At 73.4% G+C, this 13,589-nt stretch carries 14 protein-coding genes; 4 read left to right on the forward strand and 10 right to left on the reverse strand.

What is annotated here, in order from left to right; translation table 11 throughout:
- Positions 1-73 precede the first annotated feature (73 nt).
- Positions 74-550: a MarR family winged helix-turn-helix transcriptional regulator gene (locus tag GCU69_RS02495; RefSeq protein WP_235978163.1), complete on the reverse strand. Its 477-nt coding sequence runs from the start codon at positions 548-550 to the stop codon at positions 74-76.
- A 204-nt stretch (positions 551-754) separates the two neighbouring features.
- Here GCU69_RS02495 and GCU69_RS02500 point away from each other — a divergent pair, with 204 nt between their 5' ends.
- Both GCU69_RS02500 and GCU69_RS02505 read left to right on the forward strand, forming a co-directional pair.
- A complete protein-coding gene (locus tag GCU69_RS02500; protein ID WP_156205000.1) occupies positions 755-1,231 on the forward strand; it encodes an SsgA family sporulation/cell division regulator in 477 nt (158 codons plus the stop codon).
- A gap of 308 nt (positions 1,232-1,539) precedes the next feature.
- Positions 1,540-4,221 carry a SpoIIE family protein phosphatase gene (locus tag GCU69_RS02505; protein ID WP_156205001.1) on the forward strand — a complete coding sequence of 894 codons (2,682 nt, stop codon included), beginning with the start codon at positions 1,540-1,542 and terminating at the stop codon, positions 4,219-4,221.
- On the opposite strand, the gene GCU69_RS02510 is transcribed toward GCU69_RS02505, so the two are convergent.
- The 5 genes from GCU69_RS02510 to GCU69_RS02530 form a co-directional block, all read right to left on the reverse strand.
- Positions 4,218-5,540 carry an MBL fold metallo-hydrolase gene (locus tag GCU69_RS02510; RefSeq protein ID WP_176604508.1) on the reverse strand — a complete coding sequence of 441 codons (1,323 nt, stop codon included), beginning with the start codon at positions 5,538-5,540 and terminating at the stop codon, positions 4,218-4,220. The genes GCU69_RS02505 and GCU69_RS02510 overlap by 4 nt on opposite strands.
- Before the next feature lie 291 nt (positions 5,541-5,831).
- Entirely contained in the window at positions 5,832-6,677 is an 846-nt protein-coding gene (locus GCU69_RS02515; protein ID WP_156205002.1) for a GNAT family N-acetyltransferase, read from the reverse strand.
- 215 nt (positions 6,678-6,892) lie between these two features.
- On the reverse strand, positions 6,893-7,714 hold the full coding sequence (locus GCU69_RS02520) for an SAM-dependent methyltransferase (protein WP_156205003.1): 822 nt from the start codon (positions 7,712-7,714) through the stop codon (positions 6,893-6,895).
- 95 nt (positions 7,715-7,809) lie between these two features.
- A complete protein-coding gene (locus GCU69_RS02525) occupies positions 7,810-8,058 on the reverse strand; it encodes a DUF397 domain-containing protein (protein WP_098754551.1) in 249 nt (82 codons plus the stop codon).
- 3 nt (positions 8,059-8,061) lie between these two features.
- Positions 8,062-8,931: a helix-turn-helix domain-containing protein gene (locus GCU69_RS02530; RefSeq protein ID WP_098754550.1), complete on the reverse strand. Its 870-nt coding sequence runs from the start codon at positions 8,929-8,931 to the stop codon at positions 8,062-8,064.
- 136 nt (positions 8,932-9,067) lie between these two features.
- Here GCU69_RS02530 and GCU69_RS02535 point away from each other — a divergent pair, with 136 nt between their 5' ends.
- Positions 9,068-9,526: an ATP-binding protein gene (locus GCU69_RS02535; protein ID WP_235978164.1), complete on the forward strand. Its 459-nt coding sequence runs from the start codon at positions 9,068-9,070 to the stop codon at positions 9,524-9,526.
- 375 nt (positions 9,527-9,901) lie between these two features.
- Positions 9,902-10,717 (forward strand): tyrosine-protein phosphatase, encoded by an 816-nt coding sequence (locus tag GCU69_RS02540; RefSeq protein ID WP_098754549.1) that lies wholly within the window; start codon positions 9,902-9,904, stop codon positions 10,715-10,717.
- 115 nt (positions 10,718-10,832) lie between these two features.
- Here GCU69_RS02540 and GCU69_RS02545 read toward each other — a convergent pair whose 3' ends face one another.
- The 4 genes from GCU69_RS02545 to GCU69_RS02560 form a co-directional block, all read right to left on the reverse strand.
- Entirely contained in the window at positions 10,833-10,973 is a 141-nt protein-coding gene (locus GCU69_RS02545; RefSeq protein ID WP_156205004.1) for a DUF6126 family protein, read from the reverse strand.
- Between the two features lie 194 nt (positions 10,974-11,167).
- Entirely contained in the window at positions 11,168-11,791 is a 624-nt protein-coding gene (locus GCU69_RS02550) for a helix-turn-helix domain-containing protein (RefSeq protein ID WP_235978165.1), read from the reverse strand.
- Positions 11,792-11,848: 57 nt separating this feature from the next.
- Positions 11,849-12,868, reverse strand: a complete 1,020-nt coding sequence (hpnH, locus tag GCU69_RS02555; RefSeq protein ID WP_098754548.1) for an adenosyl-hopene transferase HpnH — start codon at positions 12,866-12,868, stop codon at positions 11,849-11,851.
- A 5-nt stretch (positions 12,869-12,873) separates the two neighbouring features.
- The gene (locus tag GCU69_RS02560; RefSeq protein WP_098754547.1) at positions 12,874-13,521 is read right to left on the reverse strand and encodes a phosphorylase family protein; all 648 of its coding nucleotides are present in this window, start codon (positions 13,519-13,521) and stop codon (positions 12,874-12,876) included.
- Positions 13,522-13,589: the final 68 nt, after the last annotated feature.

Raw genomic sequence — 13,589 nt, forward strand, 5'->3', positions numbered from 1 at the left:
CGTCGGCGGGGGCGGGGACCCGGTCGGGACGGGGCGGCCGGGCGCGGGCCGCCCTCCGTGCCCGCGGGGGCGCTCAGCGGCGGGAGCGCTCCTCCTCTTCCAGCCGTGCGAGCACCTTGTCGACCACCGCGCCCAGGGCGGCCAGTTCGTCGGCGCCGACGGAGTCGAAGATCAGGCTGCGCACCGTCCGTACATGGGCGGGGGCGGCCTTCTCGATGGCCGCCCGGCCTTCGGACGTGAGGACGACATAGGAACCGCGGCCGTCGGCGGGGACCTCCTCGCGCCGTACCAGGCCCCGGCCCTCCATCCGTTTGAGGTGGTGGGAGAGCCGGCTGCGCTCCCAGCGGAGGGCACGCGCGAGGTCCAGCACCCGGACCCGGCCCTCGGCCGTGTCGGTGAGCTGGACCAGCACGTCGTAGTCGGGCAGGGACAGTTCGGAGTCCGCCTGCAGCTGCCGGTGCAGCGCCGCCGGGAGTTCGGTGTTCATGCGCAGCCAGTTGCGCCAGACGCGCTGCTGCTGCTCGGTAAGCCAAGGGCTGTCAGTCTCCACGAAACCACCCTATCCAGAAGTTGGTGACGCGTCACCTGACTAGTTGACGCGTCACCCAGTATCTGGTGAAATGTGCGTGACGCGTCACCTATATGGCGTTTCGGTAGGTGCGGCCCGCCCGCCGCACAGCGCTTCCGCGCACGGAGGGGGAAAGCTGATGACGACCGGCCGCGAAGACACCGGACCCGGCGGACGGGGACGCGGATGATCGACGACGAGCCCCCCGCCGTGCCACCGCGCCGCTCCAGCGCCTGGCTGTGCACGGCTCATCTCCTGCTGCACACGATCAGCCCGGGCCGCAGCGTGCCCGTCCCGGCCTGCCTGGCGTACTCCGCCGACGACCCCTACACGGTCTATCTCGACAGCCACACCGACACCGAGACGCCGGTCACCTGGGTGCTCTCCCGTGAACTGCTCACGGCGGGGACCAGGCGCAGGACCGGTGCGGGCGCCGTGTCCGTCTATCCCGGCCACGACGACACGGACAGCCTCTACCTCCGGCTCGCCCTGCACGGCGGAACGGCCGAGGGGGACACGGCGCTGCTCCGCGTCCAGGCGTCGGACATGAAGGCCTTTCTGCGCTGGACCGAACACATCGTCCCGCCGGGCCGGGAGAGCGAGTACGTCGACGTGGACCCGCTGATCCGGCAGCTCCTGGACGAGGACCCCGAGGATGACTGACCGGCAGCCACCGGACGAGGGCCCCGAGAACTGACGGCGGCTCTCGGAGGAGGACCCGAGAGCTGACCGGCCGCGCGCCGGGCGGGAACCGCACCGCCCGGGACCGGCACCCGGCACTCACACCACCGGGCCGGACACCGGGACGGGGCGGAACACCGGGAACACCGGGACGGCCCCGGCTTTCCGGCCACCCCCGGCCCCCGTACCCGACGGTCCCTCACCCGGTCGGCCGATGGCCGCACCCCGCTGACCAGCGCCTCCGTGAGCGGCCGGGCTGCGGAACGGGCCCGGTGCGGCAGACTGTGGCCATGGACAACCTCGATCCGGCGGCTGCCCCGTCGCGGCTGTTCGCCCGGCGGCCGGAGAGCGCGGCGTCGGCTCGGCGGTTCGTACGGGAGTCCCTGGACGGGGCCGCGCCGGACGTGGTGCACACAGCGCAGCTGCTGGTCAGCGAGCTGGTGACGAACGCGGTGCTGCACGCCCGCACGGATGTCGAGGTGTCGGTACGGGCCTCCGGCGGCAAGGTCTCCGTGCGGGTCAGCGACCACCGTCCGGGCCTCCGGCTGGTGCGGCGTGAGTGCCCTCCGTACTCCGGTACGGGGCAGGGCCTGTGCGTGGTCGAGCGGCTGGCGTCCCGGCACGGGGTCGAGAACGGCGAGGACCGCAAGACGGTGTGGTTCGAGCTGTGGCCGGAGGGACCGGAGCCGCCGCCCTCCGGCGGGTGGGAGTCCCCCGTCCCGCCGTGCGATCCCGGCGAGACGGTGACGCTCGTCGACGTGCCGGCCGCCCTGTACTCGACCGCGCAGCAGCACCGGCACGTGCTGCTGCGCGAACTCGCGCTCGCCACCACCTCCGGGGACCGGTTCGGTGTGCGGCCCGAGGAGGTCGCCGTCGCGCACGACATGAACGGCGTGATCAGCGCCTGTGTCACGGACCCGCTGGAGAAGCAGCCCCCCGACGCGGGGGTCCGTTCCCTGGTCCTGTCGGTACCGGCTGACGCGATGCCGGCGGTGCTCACCCTGCGCCGGGTGCTCGGCCTGGCCGAAGAGGCGGCCCGGAACGAGAAGCTCCTCACCCTGCCGGCCTTCCCGCGCGGCCGTGCCTTCCACCAGTGGCTGTTCGAGCAGATCAGCGGCCAGCTCGCCGGCGCACCCCCCACCGCGTGGACCCTGGTGCCGCACGAGCCGGGCGCCGGCCCCCTGGAGCTGGTTCCGTGGGACGTCGGCCAGGTGCGGGCCAGCAGGGTCCCGACCGTCGCCGCCGACGAGGAGAACCGGATCATCGCGGTGAACGGGCCGGCGGCGGACATGCTCGGCTGGAGCGCGGACGAACTCGTCGGGCGGCAGCTGACCACCCTCATCCCGGAACACCTGCGGCAACGCCACATCGCGGCCTTCACCTCACTGCTGCTCACCGGGCAGCCCCACATCGTCGGCCGCTCGGTGCCGCTCCCGGCGCTGCACCGGGACGGCGGGGTGGTCCCCGTGCGGCTGTTCATCCAGATCCAGGAGGCCGCCGACGGCCGTACGGTGTTCGTCGCCCAGCTCACCCCCAGGGCCGCCACGCCCGTCCACCCGCCGCGCGTTCCCGGCGGAAGCAGGCAGCCGGCGCCACCGGAAGCGGACCACTCCCGGCCGCCCACGGCCCCGGCACCGTCCCCGGAGCCGGCCGGCGCGGCGAGCGGCACCGAGGCGGGGATGTCGACCCTGGAGCGGCTCGCCCTGCTGGCCGCCACCGGGAGCGCGCTGGGCGACACCATGGACCTGAACGAGGGCTTGCGGCGCGTGGGCCGGCTGCTGACGCGGCAGCTGGGCGACTGGTGCGTGGTGGACCTGTTCAACGAGCAGGCCCAGGTGGACCGGGTGTGCGTGGTGCACCGCCACCCCGGGCGGGTGCTCCCCGAGACGTACGAGGGCCGGCTCCCGCCGGTGTCAAAGACTTCGCGGGGGCCGCTGGCGCGGGTGCTGCGCGGCGCGGGCCCGCTGCTGCTCACCGAGGCCCCCGGGCGGGAGGAGGCGGAGAGTCCGCTGGACGCCCACTACCGGGAGCTGTTCGAGCGGCTGGGCGGGAGAAGCGCGGTCGTCACCCCGCTGCGGGCGCACCGGGAGATCTTCGGCGCGCTGACCGTGGCCCGCAGCAGGGACCGGCCGTTCAGCGACGAGGAGCTGTCGCTGGTCGACGACCTGGTCCGCAGCCTCTCCCTGGGCGTGGACAACGCCCGGCTCTACCAGGAGACGCGGACCATCGCCGAACGCCTCCAGCTCTCGATGCTGCCCGCGCCGCCGGACATCGGGCACCTCCGGCTGGCCGCCCGCTACGCCGCCTCCTCCACCACCGCCCAGGTCGGCGGTGACTGGTACGACTGCTTCGTCGTCCCGGACGGGAACACCGCCCTGGTCATCGGCGACGTCAGCGGCCACAACCTCGACGCGGCGATCTCCATGAGCCAGCTGCGGAGCATGCTGCGCGGCATCGCCATCGACCGCCAAGAGCCTCCCGAAACGATCCTGCGCCGCCTGGACACGGCGAACCTCAGCCTGTGCCAGGAGGCCACCGCCACCTGTCTCTACGGTCTCGTCAAGGGGCCGCCGGAGGGCCCGTGGACGCTGGAGCACTCGTCCGCCGGGCATCTGCCGCCGCTGCTGACGACCTGGCAGGGCACCACCCGCTATCTCACGGAGGGCTCCGGCCTGCTGCTCGGCGTGGCACCCGACACGCCCCGCCCCACGGCCACGAACCTGCTCCCGGCCCACTCGACTGTGCTGCTCTACACCGACGGCCTCATCGAACGCCGCGACGAACCGCTCGACGCGTCCATGGAACGGCTCCGCCGGCACACCGCCGACCTGGCCCACGAACCCCTCGACGTGTTCTGCGACGAACTCCTCATCCGGCTGGGGGCCGACAACACCGACGACATCGCCGTCCTCGCCCTGCGCCCCACGGGACCGCCCGACCGGAGCCGGCCGCCCGCCGCCGAGCGCCGCTAGCCGCCGACCGGGGCTCCGCCGGGCTGCGGCGGAGCGTCCGTCCGCTCCGGGGCCCCCGGCCGCGGCGAGGCATCCGACGGCGGGGTGTCCGGCCGCGGTTTCCCGGCGCCGGGGGCGGTCCCCTCCGAAGCGGCCCGCGCCCCGGAGTCGCCTCCTACCGCGGAGGCGCTCGCCGCCGCGCTCGCGGCCGGGGCCGCCACCGCCCGCCACCAGGGGTCGTCGGGAAGCTCACCGGCCGGTTCGAAGGACTCGCCCGGCCGCGGCACGGCGACCCGCGCCCCGGCCTCCCGGGCCGCCGCCACGGTGCGCTCGGCCGGCTCCTCCCAGGGGTGCGGCGCGAGGTTGAACGTGCCCCAGTGAATGGGCAGCAGGGCGCCGGCCGGGGTGCCGCCCGACAGGTCGGTGTGCGTGCGCACGCCCTCCTCCGGCGTCATGTGGATGTCCGGCCAGAAGTCGCTGTACGCGCCGATCTGGATCATCGTGGCGTCGAACGGCCCGTACCGCTCACCGGTCTCGGCGAAGCCGGAGAAGTACCCCGTGTCGCCGCTGTGGAAGATCCGGTGCTCCGGGCCGCTGACGACCCAGGCCGCCCAGAGGGTACGCATGCCGCGGCCGAGGCCGCGGCCGCAGAAGTGCCGGGCCGGGGTGGCGGTCAGCGTCAGCCCGCCGACCGCGACCGACTCGTGCCAGTCGAGTTCGGTGATCCGTTCCGGTGCCACACCCCAGTGCTCCAGGTCGGAGCCGACGCCGAGCGGCACGGCGAAGCGGGTCCCGGTCCGGGCCAGCGCGCGGATCGAGGGCATGTCGAGGTGGTCGTAGTGGTCGTGCGAGATGACGACCACATCGGCCCGGGGCAGCTCCGCCAGCGGCACGGGCACGGGGTGCAGCCTGCGCGGTCCGGCGAACGAGAACGGCGAACACCGCTCGCCCCACACCGGGTCGAACAGCACCCGGTGCCCGTCGATCTCCGCGAGGACACTGGAGTGCCCCGTCCAGGTCAGCCTCAGCCCCGTCGCGGGCGGCGGGTCCGACTCGCCGACGGCGGGCCGGAGCAGCGGGATCTCCCCGGCAGGCGCACGGCGTGCTCGGCCCGCCCGGCTGAACTGCTCGCGCAGCACGGCCCGCGCGGAACCGGGCAGCATGGTGCGGGTCGGCACCGGATTGCGGAACTGCCCGTCGGCGTACTGCGGCGATCTCCGGATGCGTTCGAGTCGCTCTCCGGACGGATCGGTGCCGAAGGCCGCCGGGCGGAGCAGGGACGGCAGCGAGCGCCGGCGGCCGGACGCGGGCGCGGGGGTGCCGGAAACGGATGCGGGCAAAGAGGCCTCCCGAGTGGTACGGACCCGGCCAGTGGCCGTGGGGCGGACGGTGACACGTGTATGCGGGGACAACTTCCCCGCACCGGACGCTTGTTCCCGGAATCCGGCGGATACACCGCTCCCGGCCCGATCGGGCGGGCCCGCCGTGTCCGTCCGACCGGCCCCGCCGGGCGCGGCGGAAGGAGCGGGACCGTGTCCGTCCGCCGCGCCCGCCCGGTGGGGACGGAGCGGGCCCGGGCGGACCGGCCGGAAACGCTCCGGACCCGGCCGGACCGGTCAGACTGGGCGCGGTCAGCCGGTCGCGGAGAGCACCAGGTGGTCCTCCACCGGACGGTAGCCGAGCCGCCGGTAGAGGGCGTTGCTGGTGGGATTGGCCAGGTCGGTGAAGAGCAGCACCTCCAGACCCGCGTCGCAGGCCACCCGGCTCACCTCGGCGGTCACCGCGCCGGCGTAGCCCCGGCCGCGCAGCTCCGGCGGGGTGTACACGGACGCGATCCGGGCCGTCCCCGCGACGGCGGGGGTGACGCCGGCCATCGCGAGGGGGCCGGACGCGTCCTCCCAGAGGGAGAGCCCGCCGTGGCCGAGCCTGTCGTCGACGGCCTTGCCCGGGTCCAGGGCCAGCGAACCGGTCTCCCGCATGAAGGACGCATACCAGTCGACGAGCAGCGCCCGGTCCCGCCGCCCGGCGACCCGGGCCCGGCCGGGCGGCGCCGGGTCGGGCGGGACGAGTTCCGCGAGGCGGTGGAGCCGGTGGACCGCGGCCGTGCCCAGCCGCCCGCCGGTACGCCGCTGCCAGGCGGCCGCGTACGCCTCCGCCGCGGACCGGACCGCGTTGACCCCGTCCGCCGGCGCCCCCGCGATCTCCGTCCGGGCCGCGAGCGCGACGGCCGCCTCGTCCGGCATCGTGGAGAGCAGGACCGGGTGCGGCGGGGTGCGCAGGAAGGCGCCGGCCACCTCGCCGTCCGGGGCGGTCCACCAGCCGTACTCGGGCGGGTCGTCCCCGTACCGGCGGCTGCCGCCCCGCTCCAGGGAGTCCGCGACCGACAGCAGCACGCTGTGCCGTGCGGGCAGCGCCCGCAGGAACGCTCCCGCGGTGCCCAGGAAGGTGCCGAGATGCTCCGTCGTCGTCCACGCCATGGCACCAGCCTGTCGGGCGGGCGGGGCGGGACGCACGCGATTTTCGGGGGACGGCCGGCGGACGGCCACGAGACTGCTGCGAGACAGCTCGGGGCGGCGCGGCCGCCGGGACGGCCGCGGAAGGGCCGCTGGACGGCTCCGCCGGGAAAGGCACCGACCCGCCGATCTCCCCTGTGGACCGGCGGGTCGGTGGGTATGTGGGCCGGCGCGGCCGTTCAGGGCTTGCGGCCGACGCCCCCGTAGAGGGCGACTCTCCGGAGTTCCTCCGGATCGGGCTCGCCGTCCGGGCGCCACCGGGGGAGCTGGACCAGGCCCGGTTCGATCAGCTCGTAGCCGTCGAAGAACGGCATGATCGAGTCGTGGCCGCGCAGCGACAGCCGGGCGGTGGCCCGGTCGTACACGGCCTGGGCGTCCGAGCCCTCCGGCGTGATCTGCTCGACGTCCTGGTGGAAGTCGGTGGTGACGTGGGACAGCACCAGATAGCTGCCGCTGGGCAGCGCCTCGCTGAGCCTGGCGACGATTCCGGCCGGGTCGTCGGCGTCGTCGATGAAGTGCAGCACCGCGACCAGCATCAGGGCGACCGGACGGTCGAAGTCGATCATTTCCCGGACCGTCGGGTGGTCCAGGATCTTCGCGGGCTCCCGGACGTCCGCGAGGACGAAGGCGGCGTTGCCCTCGTTGGTGAGCTTGGCCCCGGCGTGGGCCGCGACGATGACGTCGTTGTCGACGAAGGCCACCCTGGTGTCGGGCGCGATCTCCCGCGCGACCTCATGGGTGTTCGGCGCGGTGGGGATGCCGGTGCCGATGTCGATGATCTGCCGGATGCCGCTGCGGACGACCGTGCGCACGGCGCGGTGCATGAAGGCCCGGTTGGCGCGGGCGCTCGCCCGCGTGTCCGGGGCCATCCGCATCACCTGGGCCGCGGCCTCGCGGTCCACCTCGTAGTTGTCCCATCCCCCGAGGTAGTAGTCGTACATCCGCGCGGGGTGCGGCTTGCTCGTGTCTATCCGGTCGACGGGGAAGCCCTGGTCGGTCACACCGTTTCTCCGTTTCGCTGCCCGTGCCCGGTCAACGGCACGAGGGTCGGTCGGTCCTGTCACGGTCGTGCTGCCGAGTCCGGCGCCCGCCCCGGTCAGGCGAGCAGGAAGTCTGCTTCACCGGACTTGGCCCCCCGGATAAAAGTGGCGATTTCGTGGTGCGTGTATATCAGCGCGGGTCCGTCCGGGTCCGTGGACTGGCGCAGCGCGACGCGGCCGTCGCCGAGCCTCATGGCCTCGACGCAGCTGCCGCCGTTGCCGCCGCTCCACGGCTTGTGCCAGCCCTCGGAGCCGAGCTCCTTGGCGGGCATCCCGTTGTAGATGTCTCGGTGCTTGCGATCCATGGTTCAGATCTCCTTGCGGATGCCACCCAAAAGTGCACGGGTGGTGTGTGCAGGCGCGGCTTGCGCGCACATCCGGTCCAGGGCTTCCAGGAAGGTCGACACATCGTCGCGCTGATCGATGTAGACGGCCCCGATGAGGCTCTCCGAGTAGACGACGTCGGGGAGTTCCCGGATGGGGAACCGGAAGATGTGAAAGGGCCCGTACATCGCCGGATGCGGGCCCGCGGAGAACGGCATGACCTGAAGTCTGACCTGCGGCATCCCGGTGGCCTCCATCAGCCGGTCGATCTGCTCACGCATGATCGAGGAGTCCTGCCCGATCGGGCGGCGCAGCACCGTCTCGTCCATGACCACCCACAGCAGCGGGGCGTCCTGGCGGGTCAGCAGGCGCTGGCGCTCGGCACGCAGGTCGACGAGCCGGTCGATCTCCTCCTCGGGGGCGTTCGGCAGCCCGGCGCGCAGCACGGCCCGGGCGTAGCGCTCGGTCTGCAGGAGCCCGGGGACGTAGTGCGGCTCGTAGGCCCGGATGACGTTGGCCTCGCCCTCCAGGCTGACGAAGGCGCTGAACCACTCGGGCAGCACGTCGCGGAAGCGGTGCCACCAGCCCGGCTGGTTGGCCTCACGGGCGAGCGTGAGGAAGCCGTCCACATCGCGCGGCTCGGTGACTCCGTAGGTCTGGAGGAGCTTCTCGACATACGGGATCTTGAGGCCGACCTCGGCCTTCTCCATCCGCCGGATCGTGGCATGGGTGACGTCGAGGGCGCGGCCCGCGTCCTCGTAGGACAGGCCGGCCTTCTCGCGCAGGTCCTGGAGTCGCTTGCCGAGCACCACTCGCAGGACGGTCGGGGCACCTCCCGACCGTGCGTCCTTCACTGCCCATCCCCTCCAACCGCTGTGACCCGAGCAGTCTGCCACGTCCGGAGCCGTGCGAACCAGGTTGTCGTTTCTGTTTCTGTAATTTACAGATTGATTCTTGCCATGCGCGAGTGACAGGCCGCATAGTTACAACGTGGCCTTTTCCCATGACGCACTCCGGTTGGGGCGCTGTGGCGGCGTCGCCGCCCAGCACCTCCAGGACGCGTTCCATCTGCCGGCGCTGAACACCTCCGTCGGCAAGGCCCGTCGGCGCGTGGTCACGATGCTGCGGGAATGGGGCGTCGACTCCCGCTGTCAGGCGGACGCCGAGCTGGTGGTGTCCGAACTCTTCACGAACGCCGTCCGGCACACGGACAGCGTGAAGATCTGCTGTGACCTGCAGATCGTCGGCGCGCGGCTGCGCCTGGAGGTCACCGACCAGGGCTGCGCCGAGGACGAACCGCGCGCCAAGGTCACCGACTGCGACGAGGAGGGCGGCCGCGGGCTGCTGCTCGTCGGCGCCCTCGCGGACGAGTGGGGGGTACGGCCGGACGAGACGGGCCGGGGACAGGTCGTGTGGGCCTATCTCTCGTACGGCCGGAACGGCGGCTGACGCTTCCCCGGCACGGCCGGGCGGGCACCCCTCCCCCGCGGCAGGCGCTCCCGGACGACCGTCGGGCCCTCGCCTCCCCCGCATCCCTCGTCCCCCCTTGCGGCCCGGCGCGGGGCCGTGACCCGGATCACGGCCCGCCGGAGGACCCGCCCGCGCCCGCGGAACACACCACAGCGGCTCCGCCGGAGCCCCGCAGAAAGCCGGCACGGGAACAGAACCCCAGGTCAGGGGCGCGCCGAGGTCCCGGGAACCGTTCCTGCCGCACGGCACCGGGAAAGTGATTGCCCGGGTAACCCATGTCGTAGGGTCGGCCCCAACCCGACCCGAGCATCCGCCCGTCGGCACGAGCCGCCGGCACCGACACAGGGAGCGCCCGTGACGCAGACGCCGCAGGTCCCAGAGGTTCAGCAGGCCGAGCCCGAGCTCGTGGGGGTACGCAACTTCCGCGCCGTGGCCGGGCTGCCCGCGGCGGACGGCCGCAGGGTCCGGCCGGGTGTGCTCTACCGCAGCGGCCATCTCGCGAAGGCGACCCCCGAGGACGCCGACTTCCTCGGCTCGCTCGGACTGCACACGATCTTCGACTTCCGGAACAGGGCCGACGTCGCCCTGGACGGTCCGGACGTGGCCCTGGACGGGGTGCGCCACGTGAACATACCGCTGACCGACCCGGCGGACGGCGCCGAGTTCTGGCGGCTCGTGCGCGACGGCGACCTCGCCCAGCTGCGGGAACTGCTCGGCGACGGCAGGGCGGCGCGGCGGATGGCAGCGACGTACCGCGTCATCGTCAGGGACCGCACCGCCGAGCAGAGCCGGGTCCTGCACGCCCTCGCCGAGGACAGCGTGCCCGCGCTGATGCACTGCGCGGCCGGGAAGGACCGGGCGGGCCTCTCCGTCGCGGTGACGCTGCTCGCCCTGGGTGTGGACCGGGAGTCGATCGAGGCCGACTACCTGGAGAGCGCCGCGCCGCACCGCCGCTACCGCTACCGGCGCTCGGACGGCACACAGGACACCATGCCGCCCGAGGTGACGGAGCTGCTCAGCCCGCTCTTCGACGCGCGCGCCGAGTACCTGGACGCCGCGTTCACCGCCATCGAGGAGCACTGGGGCACGGTGGACGGCTACCTCACCGAGGGCCTCGGCTTCGGTGCGGCCGAGCGCGAACGGCTGCGCGAGCGGATGCTCGAGGGCTGAGCCCCCGCACGGCCGGGCCCGGGCGCGCGGCAGCACCCCCTCGGACGCGGCGCCGCAGCCTCACCTCGGGGGTCCCCACTCCGGCACTCCGGCGGCGGCCCCACTGCGGCGGTCCTCACTTCGGGGCGATCTCGAACAGCAGGTAGAGGAAGCCCGCGACGAGGTGCCCGGCGACCAGGTAGGCGAAGATCCTGACCACGGCTCCGCGCGGAAACTTGTTCTCCTCGACCATGCGCCGTGCGGGTTCTTCGGGCATGCCGCGGCCCTCCCTGTTCACTGTCGGTGTTGGTGTCGGTCGGTATCGGTGTTGGTGTTGGTGTTGGTTCGTGCGGTACGTGCCGGTCCGGTGCCGGTTCACGTGCCGGCCGGAGCTGTGGGCGTGGGGCGTGGGCGTGGCCGTGAGCGGGAGAGCCGGCGGCCCGCCGGTGACCGGGCCGGCCGGCCCCGCCGTCAGTGGCCGCCCGGGGTGCCGCCGCCGAGGCACACCCCCGGGGCGGCGCTCCGCAGCAGCGTGTGGACGAAGAGCAGTTCCACGCCCTCCGTCCCCGTGGCCGCCAGGCGGTGCGGGGTGAGCGAGTCGAAGTGCGCCGCGTCGCCCGGACCCAGGAACTCCACGCGCTCCCCGAGCGTCAGCCGCAGCCGGCCCTCCAGAACGTAGATCCACTCCTCGCCCGGGTGCGTCCGTACGAGATCCTGCTGGGAGCCCCGGGGCACGTGCACGCGCAGCGCCTGCATCGCCCGACCCGAGCCGCCCGCCTGCTGGTACGTCCAGCCGTCGGCCGCGGGACGGTGCTCCCCCGGGACCCGCCGCCCCGTGCGCACCACCGGGTCGCGGTCCGGCGCGGGCTCGCCGAGCAGGTCCGAGACAGTGGTGCCGTAGGCCCGCGCCAGTGCCAGCAGCACCGGCAGCGACGGCTGCCGGTGGCCGGTCTCCAGCCGCGAGAGGTGTGCGGGCGACAGGCCGACCCGCCGCGCCCCGTCCTCCAGCGTCAGACCGCCGCGCCGCCGCAGGTCCCGCAGGCGGGGCGCGACGGACGGCAGCTCCCCGGTCGTATCCTGGCTCTCGGCGTCCACGCCTCCATTGAGCCAGCCGGTTTCCTCAGAGGCAAACGTCTTGCCTCACAGGCAAAATCACCGCATGCCGCCGACGGTCTCCCGGGCCGCGCGCAGGGACTCCTTGAGCGACCCCATGGTGGCGAGGACGGCCGTGGGCTCGTAGCCGCAGTGCGCCATGCAGTTGGCGCAGCGCTCGTCCCGGCCCCGCCCGTAGGACTGCCAGTCGGTCTCCTCGATCAGCTCGCGGTACGTCGGCACGTATCCGTCGCTCATCAGATAGCAGGGCCGCTGCCAGCCGAAGAGCGAGTAGTTGGGGATCGCCCAGGCGGTGCACGGGAAATCCGCCGCGCCCTCGAGGAAGTCCAGGAACAGCGGGCTGTGGTTGAGCCGCCAGCGCCGCCGGTTGCCGTCCGCGAAGGCCTTCCTGAACAGTTCGCGGGTCTGCTCGACGCCGAGGAAGTGCTCCTGGTCGGGCGCCTTCTCGTAGGCGTACGCGGGCGAGATCATCATCTCGTCGACCTGGAGGTCGTCGTTGAGGTAGTCGAGCACCTCCACGACGGTCTGCGGGGTGTCGGTGTTGAAGAAGGTCGAATTGGTGGTGACGCGGAAGCCGCGCCGCTTGGCCTCCTTCACCGCCTCCACCGCCTCGTCGAACACCCCCTCCTTGGCGACGGAGGCGTCGTGCCGCTCGCGCAGACCGTCGATGTGCACGGCGAACGCGAAGTACGGCGACGGCTCGAACTTCTCGATCTTCTTGCGGAGCAGCACCGCGTTCGTGCACAGGAAGACGTACTTCCGGCGGGCGACGAGCTGCCGCACGATCTCGTCGATCTGCGGGTGCATCAGCGGCTCGCCGCCGGCGATCGACACCATCGGCGCACCGGACTCCAGCACCGCCCCCACGGCCTGGGCGACCGGCATGCGCTGCTTGAGCACACCGGCCGGATGCTGGATCTTGCCGCAGCCCTCGCAGCCGAGGTTGCAGGCGTAGAGCGGTTCGAGTTCCACGATCAGCGGGAACTTCTCGCGGCGCCGGAGCTTCTGCCGGGCGAGATACGTCGCGATCCGGACGGTCTGGCGGAGCGGCATGGCCATCTGGCTCACCTCCTGGGGAGCGACAGGGAACGGTGCCATCGGCGTAGAGCGGGTGGAACGGCACACAGGACACGAAAGGCCGATATTCCACCGCTCAACGTCCCGACACGGACCAGCTCGTGCTCCGGCGTGTCCACGACCACCCGTACGGCGGCAACGGCGCGGGGTCCGGCCGCGGCCGCCCGGCGCAGCACGGTGGCCGACTCCATGTCGGCGGCGACGGCGCCCGTGGCGTGCAGCAGGGCCCGCTCGGCGCCCCGCACCAGATGGTCGGAGCCGACGACCGGGCCGGTGTGCACGGTGGTGCCCGGCCGGTCCCGTACCGCCTCGGCCAGGGCGGCGGCGAGCGCGGCCGTTCCGGTGCACGGGGTACGGTCCGGACCGCCGGGACGGACCCGCGTCTCGTCGGCCACGACCAGATCCCCGGGGCGCATGCCGGGGGCCAGGCCCGCGCAGAAGCCGGTGGCGACGACCGCGGCGTTTGGGGTCACGGTGCCGAGGGCGGCGGGCAGGACCCGCTCCACCGCACGGGGGCCCATCCCGGTGCGCAGCACCGTGGGCGCGTGCGCCCGGCCGCCGCCGCGCAGGGCCAGCTTCTCCACGCCGAGCGCGCAGACGAGCAGCAAGGTGTCCGGCGGCTCGCCGGGCGCCATCAGGGGTTCCGGGGATCGGCCCGGCGCCGGGACGAGCCGGTTTTCCGGGGACCGGTCCGGCGCCGGGC

The sequence above is a fragment of the Streptomyces lycii genome, assembly GCF_009735685.1.
Classification (GTDB): Bacteria; Actinomycetota; Actinomycetes; order Streptomycetales; family Streptomycetaceae; genus Streptomyces; species Streptomyces lycii.

What these genes read in the sequence shown, in the direction of transcription:
- GCU69_RS02500 (WP_156205000.1), top strand. Translation starts at nt 755, where the DNA reads ATGATCGACGACGAGCCCCCCGCCGTGCCACCGCGCCGCTCCAGCGCC.
- GCU69_RS02505 (WP_156205001.1), top strand. Translation starts at nt 1,540, where the DNA reads ATGGACAACCTCGATCCGGCGGCTGCCCCGTCGCGGCTGTTCGCCCGG.
- GCU69_RS02515 (WP_156205002.1), bottom strand. Translation starts at nt 6,677, where the DNA reads ATGGCGTGGACGACGACGGAGCATCTCGGCACCTTCCTGGGCACCGCG.
- GCU69_RS02525 (WP_098754551.1), bottom strand. Translation starts at nt 8,058, where the DNA reads ATGGATCGCAAGCACCGAGACATCTACAACGGGATGCCCGCCAAGGAG.
- GCU69_RS02545 (WP_156205004.1), bottom strand. Translation starts at nt 10,973, where the DNA reads ATGCCCGAAGAACCCGCACGGCGCATGGTCGAGGAGAACAAGTTTCCG.
- hpnH (WP_098754548.1), bottom strand. Translation starts at nt 12,868, where the DNA reads ATGGCCATGCCGCTCCGCCAGACCGTCCGGATCGCGACGTATCTCGCC.
- GCU69_RS02560 (WP_098754547.1), bottom strand. Translation starts at nt 13,521, where the DNA reads ATGGCGCCCGGCGAGCCGCCGGACACCTTGCTGCTCGTCTGCGCGCTC.